Source organism: Roseibium marinum, assembly GCF_002906165.1.
In the GTDB taxonomy this organism is placed as follows: Bacteria; Pseudomonadota; Alphaproteobacteria; order Rhizobiales; family Stappiaceae; genus Roseibium; species Roseibium marinum.
On the sequence record NZ_PPCN01000008.1, the window covers coordinates 1 to 17,546 of the forward strand.

At 56.6% G+C, this 17,546-nt stretch carries 17 protein-coding genes and 1 pseudogene; 4 read left to right on the plus strand and 14 right to left on the minus strand.

Annotated features, from left to right (window positions below; translation table 11 throughout):
- Positions 1-323: pseudogene (locus CLV41_RS17075) on the minus strand (IS630 family transposase); the annotation flags it as partial.
- Between the two features lie 170 nt (positions 324-493).
- Here CLV41_RS17075 and CLV41_RS17080 point away from each other — a divergent pair.
- On the plus strand, positions 494-1,513 hold the full coding sequence (locus CLV41_RS17080; RefSeq protein ID WP_103223644.1) for an IS110 family RNA-guided transposase: 1,020 nt from the start codon (positions 494-496) through the stop codon (positions 1,511-1,513).
- Positions 1,514-2,074: 561 nt separating this feature from the next.
- Here the strand turns inward: CLV41_RS17080 and CLV41_RS17085 are convergent.
- Positions 2,075-2,833, minus strand: a complete 759-nt coding sequence (locus CLV41_RS17085) for a HugZ family pyridoxamine 5'-phosphate oxidase (protein WP_235867162.1) — start codon at positions 2,831-2,833, stop codon at positions 2,075-2,077.
- Between the two features lie 205 nt (positions 2,834-3,038).
- Between CLV41_RS17085 and CLV41_RS17090 the strand changes: the two genes are divergently transcribed.
- A complete protein-coding gene (locus CLV41_RS17090; protein WP_103223646.1) occupies positions 3,039-3,503 on the plus strand; it encodes a BA14K family protein in 465 nt (154 codons plus the stop codon).
- A gap of 109 nt (positions 3,504-3,612) precedes the next feature.
- On the opposite strand, the gene CLV41_RS17095 is transcribed toward CLV41_RS17090, so the two are convergent.
- Both CLV41_RS17095 and CLV41_RS17100 read right to left on the minus strand, forming a co-directional pair.
- Positions 3,613-4,833, minus strand: a complete 1,221-nt coding sequence (locus CLV41_RS17095) for an alanine racemase (protein ID WP_103223647.1) — start codon at positions 4,831-4,833, stop codon at positions 3,613-3,615.
- A 340-nt stretch (positions 4,834-5,173) separates the two neighbouring features.
- A complete protein-coding gene (locus CLV41_RS17100; protein ID WP_170107233.1) occupies positions 5,174-5,689 on the minus strand; it encodes an extensin-like domain-containing protein in 516 nt (171 codons plus the stop codon).
- A 339-nt stretch (positions 5,690-6,028) separates the two neighbouring features.
- Here CLV41_RS17100 and CLV41_RS17105 point away from each other — a divergent pair, with 339 nt between their 5' ends.
- Positions 6,029-6,655: a LysE family translocator gene (locus CLV41_RS17105; protein ID WP_103223649.1), complete on the plus strand. Its 627-nt coding sequence runs from the start codon at positions 6,029-6,031 to the stop codon at positions 6,653-6,655.
- 3 nt (positions 6,656-6,658) lie between these two features.
- Here CLV41_RS17105 and CLV41_RS17110 read toward each other — a convergent pair whose 3' ends face one another.
- On the minus strand, positions 6,659-7,819 hold the full coding sequence (locus CLV41_RS17110; RefSeq protein WP_103223650.1) for a DUF2336 domain-containing protein: 1,161 nt from the start codon (positions 7,817-7,819) through the stop codon (positions 6,659-6,661).
- An 804-nt stretch (positions 7,820-8,623) separates the two neighbouring features.
- Positions 8,624-9,217 carry an FMN-dependent NADH-azoreductase gene (locus CLV41_RS17120; protein WP_103223652.1) on the minus strand — a complete coding sequence of 198 codons (594 nt, stop codon included), beginning with the start codon at positions 9,215-9,217 and terminating at the stop codon, positions 8,624-8,626.
- Between the two features lie 347 nt (positions 9,218-9,564).
- On the opposite strand from CLV41_RS17120, the gene CLV41_RS17125 reads away from it, so the two are divergent.
- Positions 9,565-10,503 (plus strand): T6SS effector amidase Tae4 family protein, encoded by a 939-nt coding sequence (locus CLV41_RS17125; protein ID WP_103223653.1) that lies wholly within the window; start codon positions 9,565-9,567, stop codon positions 10,501-10,503.
- Between the two features lie 96 nt (positions 10,504-10,599).
- Here the strand turns inward: CLV41_RS17125 and CLV41_RS17130 are convergent, their stop codons facing one another.
- The 8 genes from CLV41_RS17130 to CLV41_RS27985 all read right to left on the minus strand — a co-directional run bounded on the left by CLV41_RS17130 (position 10,600) and on the right by CLV41_RS27985 (position 17,543).
- Positions 10,600-10,854, minus strand: a complete 255-nt coding sequence (locus CLV41_RS17130; RefSeq protein WP_103223654.1) for a hypothetical protein — start codon at positions 10,852-10,854, stop codon at positions 10,600-10,602.
- Positions 10,855-11,085: 231 nt separating this feature from the next.
- Positions 11,086-11,442 (minus strand): hypothetical protein, encoded by a 357-nt coding sequence (locus CLV41_RS17135; RefSeq protein WP_103223655.1) that lies wholly within the window; start codon positions 11,440-11,442, stop codon positions 11,086-11,088.
- The gene (locus CLV41_RS17140) at positions 11,439-11,948 is read right to left on the minus strand and encodes a lysozyme (RefSeq protein ID WP_103223656.1); all 510 of its coding nucleotides are present in this window, start codon (positions 11,946-11,948) and stop codon (positions 11,439-11,441) included. The genes CLV41_RS17135 and CLV41_RS17140 overlap by 4 nt, the downstream gene beginning before the upstream one ends.
- Entirely contained in the window at positions 11,938-12,153 is a 216-nt protein-coding gene (locus tag CLV41_RS17145) for a DUF7940 domain-containing protein (protein WP_103223657.1), read from the minus strand. Before CLV41_RS17145 ends, CLV41_RS17140 begins: the two co-directional genes overlap by 11 nt.
- A gap of 66 nt (positions 12,154-12,219) precedes the next feature.
- Positions 12,220-12,738, minus strand: a complete 519-nt coding sequence (locus CLV41_RS27585) for a hypothetical protein (RefSeq protein WP_146048584.1) — start codon at positions 12,736-12,738, stop codon at positions 12,220-12,222.
- Complete coding sequence (locus tag CLV41_RS17155) at positions 12,738-14,717, minus strand: collagen-like domain-containing protein (RefSeq protein WP_103223659.1); 1,980 nt, start codon at positions 14,715-14,717, stop codon at positions 12,738-12,740. Before CLV41_RS17155 ends, CLV41_RS27585 begins: the two co-directional genes overlap by 1 nt.
- Positions 14,718-15,111: 394 nt before the next feature.
- A complete protein-coding gene (locus tag CLV41_RS17160) occupies positions 15,112-15,537 on the minus strand; it encodes a hypothetical protein (RefSeq protein WP_146048585.1) in 426 nt (141 codons plus the stop codon).
- Entirely contained in the window at positions 15,534-17,543 is a 2,010-nt protein-coding gene (locus tag CLV41_RS27985; RefSeq protein ID WP_208987572.1) for a hypothetical protein, read from the minus strand. Before CLV41_RS27985 ends, CLV41_RS17160 begins: the two co-directional genes overlap by 4 nt.
- Between the last annotated feature and the right edge of the window lie 3 nt (positions 17,544-17,546).

A 17,546-nucleotide genomic window follows, 5' to 3' on the forward strand; every position in this document is an offset into this window, starting at 1 on the left:
ATCGGCGCGTTCCTGTTCGCTGGCGTGCGCTGTCTTTTTTTGAACGTGATAGCGTTGCGGGCCAGGAAGCGATCAACAGAACTGGTCGATGTTCTCAGACGGAATGTCTCGTGCAGATGCTCCACGATTTCCGCGAGAGTGATATCGGGCCTTGCCTCCACCAGCTTAAGAATCTCATCGCGAAACGCCTCAAGCGGACTGCGCGGAGAACGAGGCCCCATCTTCTCGGGGTCGATGCGGCCAGTTCGTCGATATCGCTCCACCCAGCGGATTGCCGTCGCTTCCCCAACCCCGAACCGTTCTGCCGCGGCCCGACGCGACATTCCACCTTCAACGGCATCAATCAAACGCTTGCGTAAGTCAGTCGATAGAGGTCGCGTCGTGAAGGCTGGCCTCCTTGTCCAGCCCTCAGTTTGATGATGTGGACACCCCCGCCAGCGCAGCGCCAAGTATGGTGCTGAGAAAGAAGTGAAAGCAGGAAAGGAAGGTACCAATGAACATCACAACACTTGGGCTGGATCTGGCGAAGAGCGTTTTCCAGGCGCATGGGATAGATGCATGCGGCAAGACGGTTCTGGTGAAAAAGCTGCATCGCAAACAGATGCTGCCATTCTTCTCGAAACTGGCGCCCTGTCTGATCGGCGTTGAGGCCTGCGCGACGGCCCATCACTGGGCGCGTACGCTGACCGCCATGGGCCATGACGTCAGGATCATGCCACCGTCTTACGTAAAAGGATACGTCAAGCGCGGCAAAAGCGATGCGATTGATGCAGAAGCGATCTGCGAGGCCGTGCAACGTCCGACCATGCGGTTTGTGCCGGTAAAGACAGTTGAGCAGCAGAGTGTTCTGATGGCGCACCGGACCAGATCGCTGATCGTACGTCAGCGTACCATGACCGCGAATGCGCTACGCGCGCACTTGGCCGAATTCGGGTTGGTCGCCAACCCAGGTATTGCCAATCTGGTGAAGCTGGCCGCCAGGGCCTTTGCCGATGAAGCCCTTCCTGCTTACGCTCATCGAGCGCTTGAGATCCTGATCCGACGGATCACCGAATTAAACGAGGAGATTGGCGAACTCGATAAGGAATTACGCATCTGGCATGCGGAGAACGAGGCCAGTCGAAGGCTCGCGGCTATCCCGGGTGTCGGGGTGATCACAGCGACAGCCATCGCGGCGACAGTAACAGACCCCGATCAGTTCCAATCAGGCAGGCAATTTGCCGCCTGGCTTGGGTTGACGCCGCAGCAACAGTCGACCGGAGGCAAAACACGTCTCGGTGGTATATCCAAACAGGGCGACAGGTATTTGCGGCGACTGCTCGTCGTTGGCGCAACGGCCGTCATGCGACACGCCAAGCGTAACCCGACGCCGATGACAGACTGGGTGAATGGGTTGCTGGAGAAGAAGCCGTTCCGGCTCGCCTCGGTCGCCCTCGCGAACAAGCTCGCCCGCATCGCCTGGGCAATACTCACGCGCGGAGAGACTTATAGACCCTACGGGCAGCCTGCCTAACCGCGCGCAGCCCGAACCGAATTGGCAATAGCAGTCGATGATGCGTAACGATCGAGCCAATGGAGAGGCAAACCCGTCTGATTCAATGCGCCATTCATGCGCGCCAGCTTGATCAGGGACCTCACCGGCGGATTTCCATCAGGGCCAGCGGCAAACGTATCCCGCACAAACAGGCCGGACATATGAAAGCAACCGATCACCGCAACATGACAAAAACAGCTCTTGCCATAGGGGGGCGTCCACATATGAATCACAATTCGCGATCAAAGGGAATCCAAGCCGATTCAGACTTTTCGGGAAATGCTCTAGAGATGTATTGAAAATCAGCAGCGTATCGGAAAGCTCAGATACGGTCTGGCAAAGCCATACCGGCCCCGATCCGCCACATTGACGAACAAGTCAGATGCGCACTCAAACGAATGCAAATGCGGAATCGAAGACCGGTTAGAGCGTAGGCAAAACAATCGTCCAGATTGAAAAAGATGGGAGAATTTATCCCGAGCCACGGTTTGAAACAAGTACGATCAGGCTTCCATTTCGGGAAACCGATGGTGGACACCCTCAAGCGTTGCGGGCCTGCAGAGCCAGGGCAACAAGCGTTGGCCGCATTTCCTTGGGATCGTCCAACGGCTCTGCAAACCAAAGCCGTTTAATCCGGTCTCCCGCAACGAGGTCCAGCCCTTCCGGATCCAGGCAGGCAAGCCGCCAGTTGGCGTCCTCCGCTCCGCACAATACTTCGGCGTAAAGCTTTATGGCGTCCCGGTGATCCTCGTTCATATGCGCGACGGCACCCGATTCAAGCGCCCCCCAATGTTGCGGATCGTCCACTGGTATCAGCAGGTCCTCCTGCTTCAACTCGAAGGCTTTTCCGAAACCGCCGTTCAGGCTGGCACGCAGAAGCTCCAGACGGAAGAATGAAAAATCGCCAAAATCGACATAAAGCTCCGACTTGGGATGGCGTGCCAGATAGCGCGCGCGCAAACGGTCATGAACCGAACTTTGCCGTTCCACAGGTACGGCATTGCAAAAAAGCGAAATCCGGGGATGCGCCAGGGGATCGCCCTTGCCGGGTTCACCGACAAGAAGCGAACAGGCCGGCGTTTGCAGAATCGCTGCGGTGTGGCCGGACAACGTGCTTGTAAGAATAACCGGCGTTCCGTCGAGATCCGTTGCAACGGCAACCCGGCTGGCCATGGGATGCCCGGACCCGGCTTCAAGCGCCGCAAGAGCGCCGAACCTCGCAGAGCGGATCAGCCCCTTGGCCAGCAAACGTGCCTCGTCATCTGTCGGGCGGATCACGGATTTGGTTTCTTTGTCCACGTCGTTCCCGATCTCCATTGTTCCTCGCATCCACCGGATTTCCCGGTAACCGGTTTCCTGCAGCATTATACGCGCCAAACCCCACACCGGAAATCTGAACATCAGATGAACGGGCATCTCAGAACCGGTTCAGGCCGCGTGTGTAAATCTCTCTTCATCAGCTACGGCGCCACTCACAAAAGGCGCGGGCCCTTGGAGAGAGACAATGAACAACACGAGCAAACGCATGATCGCCGCCGCCCTGACAGGCGCACTTCTTCTGCCGACAATCGCAACCGCCGAAGCTGGACCAAGAAACAGTTGGAATAACAACCGCGGGGACCACAATCAGCATTATGGGTCGCACCGGAAACAAAAAGGCCACAACAACAACCAAGGTTACAAGAAACATGGTAACAACGGCAATCTGGGTGCAGCCGTCGCAGCCGGCGTAATCGGCCTTGCGGCAGGCGCGATCCTGCTGGGGGCGACCCGCCAACCGAGCTACGCAGGCCCGCCGCCGGTCAACTACTACCCGCCGGCCCCTTACCCTGGCCGTGTACACGGAACTGTCGGATACCAGCCCTGGAGCCCTGCCTGGTACCAGTACTGCTCCTCGAAATACCGGTCCTTTAATCAGTCGACTGGCACCTTCACCACCTATGGCGGCGAACAGCGCTTCTGCCAATAGGCTTCGGACGCCGAAAAGCCCATAGCCCGCAAACTTACGGCAACGAGCGACAGGTCAGCCCAACTGGCCACCCGCGTGTTGCCGTATTTTTTTAAGATCCCGCCCTCGCTTAGTCAGCCATCGTCTCGATGGACGCGAAGCCCTCGGGCGCCTCGCCGGCATCGAACGGCGTGCTGACTTCGATCACCTTTTCCGGATAAAAGCCGTTGAATCGCGTTCTCAGCGACAGACTGTAGGCACCGATATGACCTATCTCGATCCAGTCTCCCGTATCGACCGTTTCGGGAAGCCAGAACGGACGGGACAAAATATCCACACTGTCGCAGGTCGCACCGCAAACCTTGAAAGGGACGATCTTGTCCGCCTGGCCTGACCGGGTTTTCCGTGCAGGGTCCGGGATGAACCGCGCCGGCAGCGTGATCTTACCGGTCCAGCTGTCCGACAGGGAAGCCCAGATACCGTCATTGATGTAAAGGCGGCGGCCCTTTTTCAAAAGAACCCGAACGATCAGGGAAATCGACCTTGCAACGATTACCCGTCCGGGTTCGGCCACCAGCGGTAGATCGTCAAATTGCCAGTCGGTAATATCCGCCTTGAGTTGCGCCATCAGCTCTTCAAGCGACGGCATTTCCCGGACCTTGCGGCGCGGGTCGTGGCCGTAGACGGCCGGAAAGCCGCCGCCGACGTCCAGCTCGACAATCGGCACCCCTGCCCGCGACCTAATCCAGTCCGCCGAGGCCAGGGCACGTTCATAGATCTCGGGTTCTTCGATCTGACTGCCGACATGGAAGCACAACCCGCATTTGAACCCGATGCGGTGGATGCGCTGCAGAAGTTCGACCGCATGCCCCGGCGCCGCGCCGAATTTCTTCGACAGCTCATAGGCTGCGTGGCCTTTGGTGGCGATGCGTACGAACAGCGTGATTGTGCCTGGATCTATATCGAGAGCCCGCACGATCCGCAGGATCTTCGCAACCTCGTCCTCATGATCCAGGGAGAGCGTACGGATGCCGTATTGTTCAAGGGCCAGCCGTATATCGGACTGGGCCTTGATCGGATGCATGTAAAGCATCTCGGCCTTGGGCGCGGCCTTGCGGACGGCGGCAAATTCAGCCGGCGATGCAACATCGAAGCAATCGATGCCGGACTTTGCGATCGCATCCAGTACGAATGGTTCCCCGTTGGTCTTCACAGCATAAGCGGTTTTTCCGGGAAAAAGGGCCTGAAACTGCTTCACGTCCTCACGCAGCACCTCGGGCCGGAAACAGTAAATCGGCTGATCGGGACGCAGGTCCAGCGCGGCATCAACGGCAGTCGTATATCGTTCCATCAGTGGTTCCGGCTTTTGCGGTCAATGGCTCGAATGGAACAAGCTTGCGGGTGATTTGCAAGCCGTGAGTAAGGGTACGAACCCATAAAATTATTCATTCAGGCATCAATCCGGCAAATAGGAGCGAGGAAAAGCGTGCGGAGCCATGCCGGTACATGACGCAAGAGCTATGACGCTGCTCTTGGCTGCCGGCTTGCTGTCCTTTGGATCGTATCGAAAGCAACGGTTTCCGGTGTTACAAAACTTTGAAAACCGTAAAGATTTCTCGCGCTATCACCTCTTTGTTCCAATTAATTTCCAAACGACCTGAAAGCATAATTTTATGAGTCCGTACCCTAAGTCATTGGCAGATAATATACGTACAGTCCTGACCGTGGCAGCCGGCATCCAGATGGAAATGAGAACGGTGATTGGCATCCGCATCCGGACCGAGCACCGTCGTGAAGCGTCTGCAGGCCTTGGCATGAATTGCCTGCAGGAATTTCCCCTTCCCAGTCGCGGTCACCCAGTCTTTTTCAATGGAAATGTTTGAGCTGTCGGCCAGCTGAAATTGAGTGATATCGATGGCCATGCCCAACGCGTGCTCGGACAGTTTCCCGTCCGGCCGGTTATTCCGCCGACGGCACTGGTAACCCGGCCCGCTTGCCACAACAGCCACCGGAATGCCGAATTCGAGCTCAGCTACGGGAAGAACGTCCCGTCTAAGCCAGTCGGTCAGAACCTTGGCGAAGTCGCAAGAGATTGTCACGGGAGCATGAAACTTCGCTGTGTTCGGCCCACTTACGACGCCGGCAAGTCTGACCGGGTCCGCAATTCCGCAATCTTCATATCCGCCATCCGTGACCGGTTCGGCCACATCCAGCAAGGCTCCCGGAATGTCACATGCTGCAAGTGGCTCAGACCGTGTACCTGATACATTTCTGGTGCTGTCCGGAACCTGTGGCTTGGCGGGCGGTGTGTCGATGCCCTCCAGAAACGGTTGCTGGCGGGTTGTCGCCAGCGGTTTGGCGTTCGGGACAGGTTCACCCGCTGCTGGCGCAGGCAGACCGAAGACCGTCCCCGCCAGGACAGCACAGCAATACTGAGTGACAATCCGCATTTTTCTCCCGGATCCCGATCGTTAAATTTGGGTGCGCTTGCTTGAATAACTCTCATCGGCGGACTAAGTTTCGGCAACCAGCTCCGTAGGGTTCTCATGACGCTAGAATTATATTCCGCCTATATTGTTGCAACGCTGATCGTTCTGGCCATACCCGGACCGACCGTAATGCTTGTCGTGAGCTACGCCCTGACCCAGGGCCGCAAATCGGCATTTGCAAGCGTGATGGGTGTAGGATTGGGCGATGCGACGGCGGCGGTGGTTTCTCTCCTGGGATTGGGTGCCATTCTGGCGGCTTCCGCAACTGCATTTACAATGCTCAAATGGGTCGGGGCGATTTACCTGGTCTGGCTCGGGATCAGAATGTGGCGCAGCCGGCCCACCGCGCTCGGCCCGCACAAGGTGGCGGATATACCCGCCCGGAAGATTTTCTGGCATGCGTACATCGTTACCGCGCTCAACCCGAAAGGCATTGTGTTCTTCATGGCGTTTCTGCCGCACTTCATTGCCGCCCAGGCCCCTGTTGTGCCCCAACTGGCGCTGCTGGGGACAACATTCGTTGTCCTGGGCATTTTGAATGCAGCGATCTACGCTCTGGCAGCGGCAGCGGTTGGCCGGAAAATTCAAAACCCGTCTCTTTTGCGGATCGTCAACAAGGTGGGCGGTGGGTTTCTGATTTCCGCAGCTGCCATGACCGCTACGCTGCAGCGGTCGGCGGGATAGGCATCAGCTCGCGGAAGAACTTCGGCTGGAAGCGAAAGGGATCTTTTTCTTAACGGCGGTTTCATCCGATGCCGCATTTTCATCACTGGTTTTCAGGCCGAACGAAGCTCCGGACTGCTTCAGGATTTCGAGCGACCGCTTGGCCCCATCCTCGCTCAGGGCTGCATAGCGCTGAATGGCAGCGTTCAGCTCCAGACCGCCAATGCGGAGGCGCCTGGCACGCATCGTAAGGATCTCTTTGTAGGCTTCCGGTGGAACACCGTTTGCCTTGCAAAGTATGACCAGCGGCTTGTCGCTTGTACTGAACAGTAGCTGAGACACGGCGGCCGGCGGAAGTTGGCTCACTTTGCCCAGCAATATTCCCAATTCCGCTGTTCGATCGGCCCGTGCGAACAGGATCACGGCATCGCCGATTTTAGCCTTCTTGCTGACGACGTCCTGTATCAGTGCGTTGGATTGCTCCCGCGCTTCTTCAAGCTTCTGGGAGCGGGCCGCCACTTCCAGGGCGGCCCGCTGCGCCAGCAACTGGACGAGGGTATTGTCAGCTCCAAGCGCAGTGACCCGTTCTTTCAATTCTTCAGCCAGGAACGGCAACAAAGCTTCGGCTGCCTCTTCGGTCAAATCCGTACGGTCAATGAGGGCAGCCTGGATTTTTATGCTGGTACGAGCTTTTTCCACCAGCTTCAGGAAGGAAGCATCCGCGAAGTGAGCCCCCTTGTTTTCAGCGGCCTTGCTCAGAACCCCGGCATCGCCCCGATCGACCAGGACCGATGTGACGGACTCGTCGATGGACTGTCGGCCGGCGATGACCCCCAAATGCTCTATAGGGGCAGTCTTGGCTATTGCCACCAGATCCTCTGACGAAAGCGCGGGAGACTGTTCCAGAACGGGTTCAGCAACAGCCAGGGTATCCTGAGCCAGCTTCACCATCAGTTCAAGCGGCGCATTTTTTTCCCCGCACATTCTCTTGGACAGAATGATCCGGGTTTCTTCTTCCAGTTGCCCGAGAACCTTCAGGACGATATCGCCGAAAAGCAGGCTGATCTGTTCATCCCGGTCGTCACCGGCGCTCACAAAAAGATCCGTCAGCATGCAGATCAGGCTTTTGCGGCCCGCAGCGCTGGGATCTCTTGCCAGGTCAGCAATTTTGCTAAGATCGAACATTGACACTCCGACGCATTCATCGCGCGTGTGCAGAAATATAGCAAAAGTCTGTTAACACTAAGCTACTGCCGGATTTATCGGGATTGTGGGGAATTTCACCGGTTCCCGGTGCCGATATCGGTTGCTTCCCGGCGAGCGTACCGCTCTGTAGCTGAAAAAATATTAACCCGCCTTAACAACGTCTGCGAACTCTTCCCAATCTCAGGGACTGTTTTCTATCAATGCCTTAATTAACAAATCCTGAAGGGGCGCAACTCAGGAGCGCATAGCGGCTTTGCATTGCAGCATCTTTTTTTCTTCGTTTCCCTGAACGGCTGTCTTAATATCGTTCCGTCGAACAGAGGTAATCGGGAGCGCACAAATGACCCTTGCACGGAACCTGAACATGATTGCCTTTCTTGCAGCCCTTGCTTTTCTGGCTGCCATCGTGGTTGGCGTAATCTGATCCAACCCCAAAATAGACAACAAACAGAAGCTGATACCAGGATTTCGGCTGAAAGAATTCCGCAACAAAAAGAATAAGATAAAGACGACTCCAACCTGCTGCACCAGAAGGTGCAGGCAGGAAGCGGAAACGGCTGATCGGCCGACTGCAGACCTTGCTCATTCCCCGCAAGGGCAATATTCCGTTCTCCGGAGTTGATATTTCGCCGCGCTTCTCTCAAATGCTAACGCAATCATAGATTGAGATCGACGACGACCCGGCGAGCAAGACCGGGCCCCGGCAGAAACGGACAATTGCCTTGGTCCGGTGACCCTCGACCAAATCGACCGCCGTTTGTTTACTTGCGGAACGCTCCACGGCTAAGCAGCAAGTTCACGCGTTTGCGCCAAAGCAACCTCCTGTTTCGCCGGATCCATCATCAGTTGGTCGGCGGCAATGATGGTGACATCATTTATGCCGACAAACCCGAGCATATGTTTCAGGTAGTTTACGGCAAAATCGATTTCCGAGCCGACTTTGGTTCCTCCCGATGCGACCGCCAGATAGGCTTTCTTGCCTTCAAGAAGGCCAACCGGACCGTTCTGTGTATATTTGAATGTCTCTTTTGCCCGTGCGATCAGATCGACCCAGGCTTTAAGGGCCGCGGGGATCGAAAAGTTGTAAACGGGCACACCAACGATGATCGTGTCCGCAGCTATCAGTTCTGCAACGAGCGTGTCGGACAGGGCAAGCTTCAGCCTTTGCGCCGCCGTTCGCTCCGCAGGATCGGTGAAGTTCGCCCCCACCCACTCTTCGTCCAGAAAAGGCAGTCCCTGCGAAACGTCACGGATCAGAACCTTGGCGTCCGGAGACCTGTTCAGTAGCTGTGTTGCAATGGCGCCTGTCAGCTCGCGCGTTACCGAACCTGCTTTTCTGGCCGAAGCATCAATCTGAAGAATTACGGGCTTGCTCATGGGGATATCTCCAATCAATAGCAATCGTTTCCGGTTATTATGTTCACGAAATGTAGATAGTTGCGCAGATTACGGCGTACTAGACGCACATTAGTGAACAGTCTGTCGCCCACAGAATGTGTTTCCCGGCAGGGAAGCCTCTCGGGCCGGTCAGCACCGTGCCTGATCGGAACGTGATTCCAACAAATCAACCAGCGAGAGAAGCTGACTCTCAAAAAAAAGGAAATCGAGACTGCAGACCGTGACGCGCGTCACGGGCTCCACCGGACAAAAGACCTATTTTACGGGCTTGAGGCTTTTACAGCCTTTCGTGCTGAAAATGCGCCACAATCCGAGAGATCCGGGAAATGCCCCTGTCCAATCCGCAGTTCAGAGACAATGCACGTATCCGCAATGCCGCGGAAAACGCTCCACCCTTGCGTCGAGGTGACCCTGACCAAGAAGCGGTACGTATACTGCAAAATGCGCTGATCAGCGTGGGGTCTGCATCCATGCGCCGTTCGATCCGTCCCGACGGAACGTTGGACGGAGATTACGGCGGTGAAACGGTTGCCGCGGTCGCCCGTTTTCAGGCGATTGCCGGGCTGGCCGAAGAAGGCCGTACAGGAGATGGTGTCGCAGGCAGACTTACATGGAAAGTCCTTGACGAACGGGCGCCGCGTGCACCCGTGCCGGTGAGCATCACCCCCGCGCCGTCCATAACGCCGCGGGCGGAAACGGAACGGACTCTCGGACCTGGAGCCGTCCGCCTTCCCACAGCGGCGACATTATTGCGGGAATACCAGACCTTTCGCGACGTGCAGGGAATGCCTTGTGGGCAAGAGAGCGTGACCAATCAGTGTGCCGTTAGAATGAGCGTGGCACTTATGCGTGCGGACATCGGCTTTCATTTCGATCGAAGCCGGATCCGTCACACCCACAGCGCGACCAACAGGCGCTGCGGAACAGATGTTGCCCACAATGCCAGCGCTTCCCGACTGATTGATTATTTGCGGGGCATCTGGACGTTCCAGCGCTTTTCCAAGGCGGGATCCGACTCCATGACTGCCGAACAGATCGAGAGAACACTGTCGGGCCCGCCCGGGATCATTTATTTCGAAGACTGTTTCCGCCGGTCGGACGGCACTTCAGGGGATCATATCGATTTCTGGGACGGCTCCAGAGTGATGAACGACCGCTTGAATTACAACGGCCCCGGGGAACGGGAAGCAGGAGAAGGCCCTTCCAGCCGCCGCTGGTTCCGCAACATCCGCCGGAACCTCTGGTTTCTGGCAATCCCTCAATAACCGGCGTCGCATGCCTTCAGGAGCGCCCCAAAGTTGTCACCAGGGACTGGCGTGTATCGGACAGTTCACTCAGGTCAAGTCTGTGACTGCTCACACTCAGGGTTCCCACATGACACCTGAAAAAAGCTTGTAGAGGCCGGCCAATGCAAAGGCGCCTATGGTGGTATTTATGAATTTCACCTTGACGCTGTAAGTCCCTTTCCGGAAATCACGTAGAAAGTGCATGTCTTTCTGTGCCTCCAGCGGGTGTTCGATGTCGACGCCCAGTGCGCGAAGGACTTCCCGCGCCCCTTCACGTCCACCCTCCTTGCCACCCAAACGGGCAATTTCCCGCAACTCTTCATTCGTCACGGCTCCCCCCTTCCAAATCCAGCCTGAATTTCGGCATACCAACCAGCGCAGCGGAGCACGCGGGCATTGGACCGGCCAAGGGCTTGATCCGTTCGAAGTAAAGCGACATCCAGCGGTTCGCCAGTGCGGACACCGGAGCGCTCTATTTTCCGACAATCATCCGGATGGTCCGGCAGAACCTTCTGCGCTTCCCTCCGTCCGGCCTGTTCCGCTGCCGCTTTCAACCGCTGGTCAACGGTTCCGCAGGCGCTCAACGAGACCAGGCTCAACAACGCAGCTATCTTCAACGGTTGAGACATAGTGCTCAAGCTCCTGTTCGGCGGCCTCGGCTTCGGCAAAGGCCTTTTCGATTTCGGTTTGAAGACGCATCGCCGCCCCGGCTGCGACAGCATGGCGGCGCTTCAGCTCTTCCAGCTCCGCCCGGCTTGAGGCCAGTTCCACCTTGGCGACATATTCAACAACCGCCCGGCGCACCGCGCCGGACCTGTCCACCTTGTGCCACACAAAAAAACCGCCCAGAACGGCGGCAACGGCGAGAACGGAACAGGCGGCGCGGCTTCGCAGGAGCGCGCCTGGCAAGCCGATCATTTCAGCCCCGCCATGCACAGTTCGTATTCGCCGATGCGCGTCTTATCACCATATTCGCGCCGCAGCACCAGTCCCCGGATCGTCCGCCCGCCGGCCTTGTTGAACCAGGTCAGCGCCTTGCAGGCCCCGGCAAGGTTCATCGCCATCGCCCGCCTGGCCGCCGTGGACCGGCAGATCGCACCCGTGCCCACATTGTAGGCCGCGTCGAGCATCGCCGCCTGCAGGCTCAGCGGAAGGCCGTCATAACCTTTCACGCAATTCCGCAGCGGTTGCCGGTAGTCCTTTTCCAGTGTGCGGTAGAGCATGTCCCTGCACTCTTCGTCGGTATAGGTATCGCCCTTGCGCACGCCCTTGGTTTCACCGGTGCAGACGGTCCAAACCCTGCCGAGCCTGTCCCAATAGGCGCGGTTCTCGGTGCCCTCCCAGGGAGCCGTCAGGAAAGTTGCCGTCAACGCCACGAGACCGAGCCCGGACGCAAGCGCGGCCTTGGCACGCTTACTTTTCATCTTCCATGTCCTTCTGTGCGAGAATGCGGGCGACGAATGCCCCCGCTGTTGCCAGGGCCGACAAGCCGGCCAGCCGCCCCGGCTCGATGGAATTCCCAAGGAAAGGCAGCGCGGTTTCCGCACCGCTCAGCAGCGCGGCAAACACCATCAGGCGGACGCTCCAGGCCCGTTTCAGGACCCGGCGCCAATCAGCAGTCAATTTCATGAAGAAGCTTTCAAACACAAAAAACCGCCTCGAGGGCGGTACTTACGGTTCAAAGTGTCGGAGAGTTCAGAGTTGCAAGGCTTCCTGCCAAAGCACATCAACTTCTTCCGGTGTGAAACATAAAGCTGACCATAAGCTCATCAATAGTATATTGGCACGCTTAAATTCCGTAGCGTATTCCAACTCTATTTGCGCGTGAGCCCGCTCAATATCGTCTTCTATCACTGAAATCGCTTTATCCACCTGTTCCAGAGACCGACCGCATTGAAGCAATCCCAACCGGAATTGCCGGGCAGTCAAAGGGGGCATTAGTTCTCGAAGTTCTTCATCTGTTGGCGGCACCCACTCTGGTATAACACCGCCAGCTTCTAGCCAAATCTGTAAATACTTCCGCACCAACTGAGCATTTGCACTTGAGTCTTCCACCCGTAAACCATATTCTATACGACTTTCTACTTCATCTCCAGGAACTCTACCCTCAAAAACAACTGTGCCAGTAATGTAACTAGCACCTTTAGCGGTGTGATCGGTTTCCCAATGAGGAAATACTTCGAGTACTTCTCGAATTTCAAATTTATTCCCCATTATGCAACCCTTTGGTAGATGCTCGTGCCATTTCCAGCAACGCCTCGAGAACGCCATGTCCCGGCAATCGTCGATCCTCTGCTTGAAGAGTTGGCGTTGCTATCGATATATTGCTCAGAGTTCGCAGAATAAGTATATAAAGTCCGGCTTGCATTTCGATTAGCTGCAGACGCCCCCCATGAAGCGACAACGATATGACCTAAGGGGAAATTGGTGTCTCCTGCACTGGATGTTGTGCTGAACAGTGCTGGAGGCGAAAAAGTTCCTCCATTGTCTTCAAACCGCCAAAAATTCGTACTGTCATCCCACTGCAACGACCTCCAGGTATTGCTGTTGTCGTCATAGAAATAGGCGTTGCTGTCGCTGCCTCCGTTTTTGCCGACATACCAGTTGCCCTGAACCGTAAGGTTTCCAGTCACGGTGTAGGTTCCCGACATGGTGTCGCTTGCATCCGAGCGTACAAATTGCGTGCTATTCAGCCCGTCCAGCGTTCCGGCGTCATAGCTGGTTGAACCGACCGGCCCCTGTGTGCCCTGCGGTCCGGTCGCACCCGTCGCGCCGGTATCGCCCTTTGCGGACAGCAGCCCCCAGTCGTCGGGTGACGTGCTCGGGTTCTGCCCAATGTTGACCGTCAGCGAAATATAGGCCGAGCCGTTATAGGTCACCGTTTCATCGGAATTGTAGGGCTCGCCGGAAGACCACATTCCGCGGTAAATCAGACCAGGGTCTCCCTGCGGCCCCTGCGGACCCTGTGCTCCCGTCGGGCCTTGAGCGCCGGTGTCACCCTTCGGCCCCTGGACGCCTTCCGGTCCCTGGATACCCTGTGGGCCTTCCGGTCCCTGGATGCCTTGCTGCCCTTGCAGGCCGCGCTCGCCTTTTGAGGTTACGCTGTCCCATTCGGCGGCGGCGTCTTCCGGGAGGACATTTGTGTGGGCTGCAACGCAAATAAAATATGATCCGTCATGGGAAACGGTATCGCTCACATCATAGCTTTGCGAACTTGACCAACTTCCACGATGGACCATACCCACCGGACCGGCGGGCCCCTGAATGCCTTGTGTACCCTGCAGTCCTTGAGGACCGCGGCCGAAGGGAACCCCGTCCGACCAGGCACCTATGTCATTGGAAAGTTTGAAATAGACCGTGCCTGTCTCGACGTCGAGAAACGAAAAATTGGCGGGTTCCGCATTGTAAGCGCTCCTGTCCGCGGTAAGCCCGGAAGCGTCCGGATCGAAGGACTTGCCCACCGGACCTTCCGGGCCTTGAGTGCCTTGGGTCCCGATCGGCCCTTGGGATCCCGTCGGCCCTGTCGGTCCTTCCGGTCCTCGCGGACCTTCCGGTCCCTGCAGTCCGGTCGGCCCCCTGGGACCTTCATAGCCCAGAGGACCGCGCTCCCCCTGTGGTCCCTGAGGCCCCTCCGGTCCTTGAGCGCCCGCCGGTCCGGTCGGGCCCTGGTCGCCAACCGGCCCCTTGGGTCCCTGAGCTCCAGGCAGCGAGGCGATTTCCAGAACCTGCTGAAGGGTCGGCAGGTCGCCATTGTCCGCCGCTTCGATCCCGTTGATCACGCGTCTTCCCAGCAGATCGAAACCGCCGTTCTTCTCCATCAGCGCCCGGGTCGCCACGGACTGCATGTTGATCGCGGTGCGGTCCATCGCCCGCTCCATGACGGCCGGGTCAATCTCCCCGCCTGCCAGGCTGTAGGGCTGGTCGAATGCACCGACCAGCAAGACCGTGAGCTGTTCTCCGGTCTGCAAGGCCGCGGCATCGAAAAAAACGGTACCGGTCGAAAAATTTCCTCCGGAATAGAACCAGTTGCCGGGGCTCTGCTGGTAAATCCAGATCGTCGTTGCACCTTCCGTTGAAGTGTGAACGACCTGCAGGTTACTTTGATCGACAAACTGGAACGGCAGGTCGACACGATTGGTCACGCCGTCGCCCTGTATCTGGGCACGGCCGTCCGTTAAGGCAGCTACTGTCATGAATTTTCCTTCGTAATTGCAGCGGCTTCAATTGCCGAGTGCACGAAAATCTATTGGCGGCCAGAGCATCCAGCGTTCGCCCAAACGTCGAGAAATTCTGTAAATTATTGAAATAAAAAGATTATCTGCTATCACATCAATCCACATGTGAGCGATTTGACGTAAAGGGTGATGGACCTCAACCAACTGTTAAATTGAAAGCCGCCACATCAGCGGCGAAGCCTGTAGAGGCGGAGATGATATGCAAAGGGGTTTGAGAACGACCGGAAGAAAAAGCCATGACCGCGAATTGATCGGCGTGCGTTGAGTGGAATATCAATTTTTCTGGCACCAGGAGGGCACGCGTACCTGAAGAACAAGAGAGATGGAATGCACGAGAGTCTGGCAAATCCCTCTAATCATTCACAATCTCGGTTGCGGAAGCGCATACAATTTTCCCGTCTTCAGACCATACTTCCAAGGCAAGATCTTCATATTCAAAGGGAGTTTGAATCGATCCGTCCTCGTATTCTACGCTCGTGCCTATTTCGTCCGGATCCCGGCCCATATGCTCAATGAATTCGGCTTCAGACATTCCGATAAGATTTTTTCCCTTGTAACCAAAGAAATCATCGCATCGAACGCCGACAATCTTGCCTTCTTCAGTCCAGACCGTTTTGTCCTCCCCGCCAAATTCATATTCTCCCCATCCAGTCGCATCGGTCCCTTCCGGTTCTATGAGAGCGACATCAAAATCCGCCTGATAGTCCTGGAGAGACACACCGAATTTAACCGGCCCCACAGAAACCCCCGGTCGCCACTTCCAGTCAGTGCCTTTCATCGCTCACCCTTCCCTCTCGTGCTATGGATTTCGCCCTTTGCCGCTCTTTGAGCCGCTTTCTTGACGTTCCTGATTTTTCTATCCAGCAGCTTCTTTTCGCGCCGGGTTTTCGCATCTGCGAGTTTGGCGTTTAAATTCTCAACCTGCTTCTGCGCTTTTTCCGTCGCCCTTCCGCCATCTCCATGGTTGTCGTTTTTGCCACTGTCGGATGCTTTTTTGCCTCCTCCCGTTCGACCTCTTTTGTTCAACAGAACCGATGCTGTCGAAGCCGGGTTCATCAGGTCCGACATCAGGCGGACATAGGGATAGGCGTCTGCACCCATTTGAGTAGGCGAAAGCCCACCATAAAATTCACTCGGCTCATCGGGATTGAGCCGGCCTATGACGGGTACACCGACGGACTTGCTGAAATCGTTGACGCTACCCGCGAGCTTGATCTCGTCCCCCGGCCTGTTTTGCCGGCGATTTTGCTCGACGAAGTCAATTCCGTTTAAAAATTCATCTCCGGGAATTTGAACATCGCCATAGGCTGAGGCCCCAAGCCGATCCAGAATTTCTGTCGCTTCGATCTGTTTCCGCTTGCCTCCGGACAACTCTCTTTCAAACTCTTGTTCAAGATCGGCGCGTCGTTCGGGGTCATTGGCCGTTACCAGTTTTTCAGCAGCCTCCTCGACATTCATCCCGTTCAGGTCGGTGAGCAATCGCCATTTGGTTAAGGCTTCCTCAAGGCCTTCTGCCTGCTCAATTTCCCGCACAGCATTCGGGTTGATCGCGAATATTTGCGTCAGATTCTCGTAAGCGTTGCCAACTTCTTGAGGATCATTGCTCGCCAGGCCCTTTTTGAGCGAATTCACATATGGTTTAGGCAACACACCCTTGGCGTGCAAAATCCCCCGCGCCAGCGCATTTCGATCCGTTTCACCGTCATCGAGATAAGCAAAGGCCCGATCCACGAAACGGCTTTGGGCTGGGCCCAGATCTTCTCCCGGTTCTGAGAATAGCACTCGATTAACTGCGTCAATGTTCTCTTTTTGTTCTGAAATAGCATGGTTCAGACTTTTGATCAACTGCACCTTCTGAAACGGTTCGAGAACTGAATTGTTCTCGATTTCTCCCGGGTCGAAATGCCCATGCGCCTTCGCAATTCTGTCGGCAATGCGTTCTGATTCGGACAGGGCCGTAGCGATCGTTTTTTTCACCGCGTTTTCATGCAGTCGCTTCAAGAAAACGTCCGGCATGCCCCTGAGCCGGACAGGCCCCGCTCCGGAACTCGATACCCCGGGCAGGTCTTCATCTATCTGAAGTTCATCATCGCCGGCGGCCAGCATTTCTCGCCGTCTCAGCTCGCTTTCAAGTACGGCAACCTGTTCCTTGGGAGGACGGGTCTCAAGCCAGGCTCCGGTAAGCTGCGCATCCAGCTCGCGGAGCGCATCTTCTTTCTCGTCCGGCGGCAAAGGCATCGCAGCCAGAACCGCCTCGCCTTCCTTGAAGGCGTCTTCAAGCAATTCCGGGTTTTCCCGGACATCGGAGGCAAGCTGCGCCGAAACATCCAGCCCCCCCTGCCGAAAATAAGTTCTGTTTGCTGCATTTTCCTGAGCGGCAAAACCGCTGACATACCCTGCCCGCCTTGCCTCGAATTCCTGGTTGAAGCTGGCATGCACGGTTTCGGGCAGCGCTTTGAGAGCGTCTTCGCGTCCCTTTTCCAGATGCGCGAGCATGGCTTCGGTGTATCCGGCGGCACCCGGATGAAGCTTTTGCAACTCCTCCGCCTGCCTGACCGTCATAGAGGCCCGCAACTGCCGTTGAGCCTTGATCTGCTCAAAGTCGTCTATCTGCTGCTGACGCCTTTGAGCGAGCTGCGCCAACCGGCCGGCCTGTCCTGCGGACCGCTGGATCTGGCCTCCCAGTGCCGCGATTGCACTCCCGACGGCTGTGTCCGCAATCACCTGCGGGCGGCGCACGCCCGGAAGCCCCTGCGCACCGCTGTATTTTTCTAATCTTGCCATATT

Coding starts and splice junctions, on each gene's coding strand:
- CLV41_RS17080 (WP_103223644.1), top strand. CDS start 494: ATGAACATCACAACACTTGGGCTGGATCTGGCGAAGAGCGTTTTCCAG.
- CLV41_RS17090 (WP_103223646.1), top strand. CDS start 3,039: ATGAACAACACGAGCAAACGCATGATCGCCGCCGCCCTGACAGGCGCA.
- CLV41_RS17095 (WP_103223647.1), bottom strand. CDS start 4,833: ATGGAACGATATACGACTGCCGTTGATGCCGCGCTGGACCTGCGTCCC.
- CLV41_RS17105 (WP_103223649.1), top strand. CDS start 6,029: ATGACGCTAGAATTATATTCCGCCTATATTGTTGCAACGCTGATCGTT.
- CLV41_RS17110 (WP_103223650.1), bottom strand. CDS start 7,819: ATGTTCGATCTTAGCAAAATTGCTGACCTGGCAAGAGATCCCAGCGCT.
- CLV41_RS17120 (WP_103223652.1), bottom strand. CDS start 9,217: ATGAGCAAGCCCGTAATTCTTCAGATTGATGCTTCGGCCAGAAAAGCA.
- CLV41_RS17125 (WP_103223653.1), top strand. CDS start 9,565: ATGCCCCTGTCCAATCCGCAGTTCAGAGACAATGCACGTATCCGCAAT.
- CLV41_RS17135 (WP_103223655.1), bottom strand. CDS start 11,442: ATGATCGGCTTGCCAGGCGCGCTCCTGCGAAGCCGCGCCGCCTGTTCC.
- CLV41_RS17140 (WP_103223656.1), bottom strand. CDS start 11,948: ATGAAAAGTAAGCGTGCCAAGGCCGCGCTTGCGTCCGGGCTCGGTCTC.
- CLV41_RS17145 (WP_103223657.1), bottom strand. CDS start 12,153: ATGAAATTGACTGCTGATTGGCGCCGGGTCCTGAAACGGGCCTGGAGC.
- CLV41_RS27585 (WP_146048584.1), bottom strand. CDS start 12,738: ATGGGGAATAAATTTGAAATTCGAGAAGTACTCGAAGTATTTCCTCAT.
- CLV41_RS17155 (WP_103223659.1), bottom strand. CDS start 14,717: ATGACAGTAGCTGCCTTAACGGACGGCCGTGCCCAGATACAGGGCGAC.
- CLV41_RS17160 (WP_146048585.1), bottom strand. CDS start 15,537: ATGAAAGGCACTGACTGGAAGTGGCGACCGGGGGTTTCTGTGGGGCCG.
- CLV41_RS27985 (WP_208987572.1), bottom strand. CDS start 17,543: ATGGCAAGATTAGAAAAATACAGCGGTGCGCAGGGGCTTCCGGGCGTG.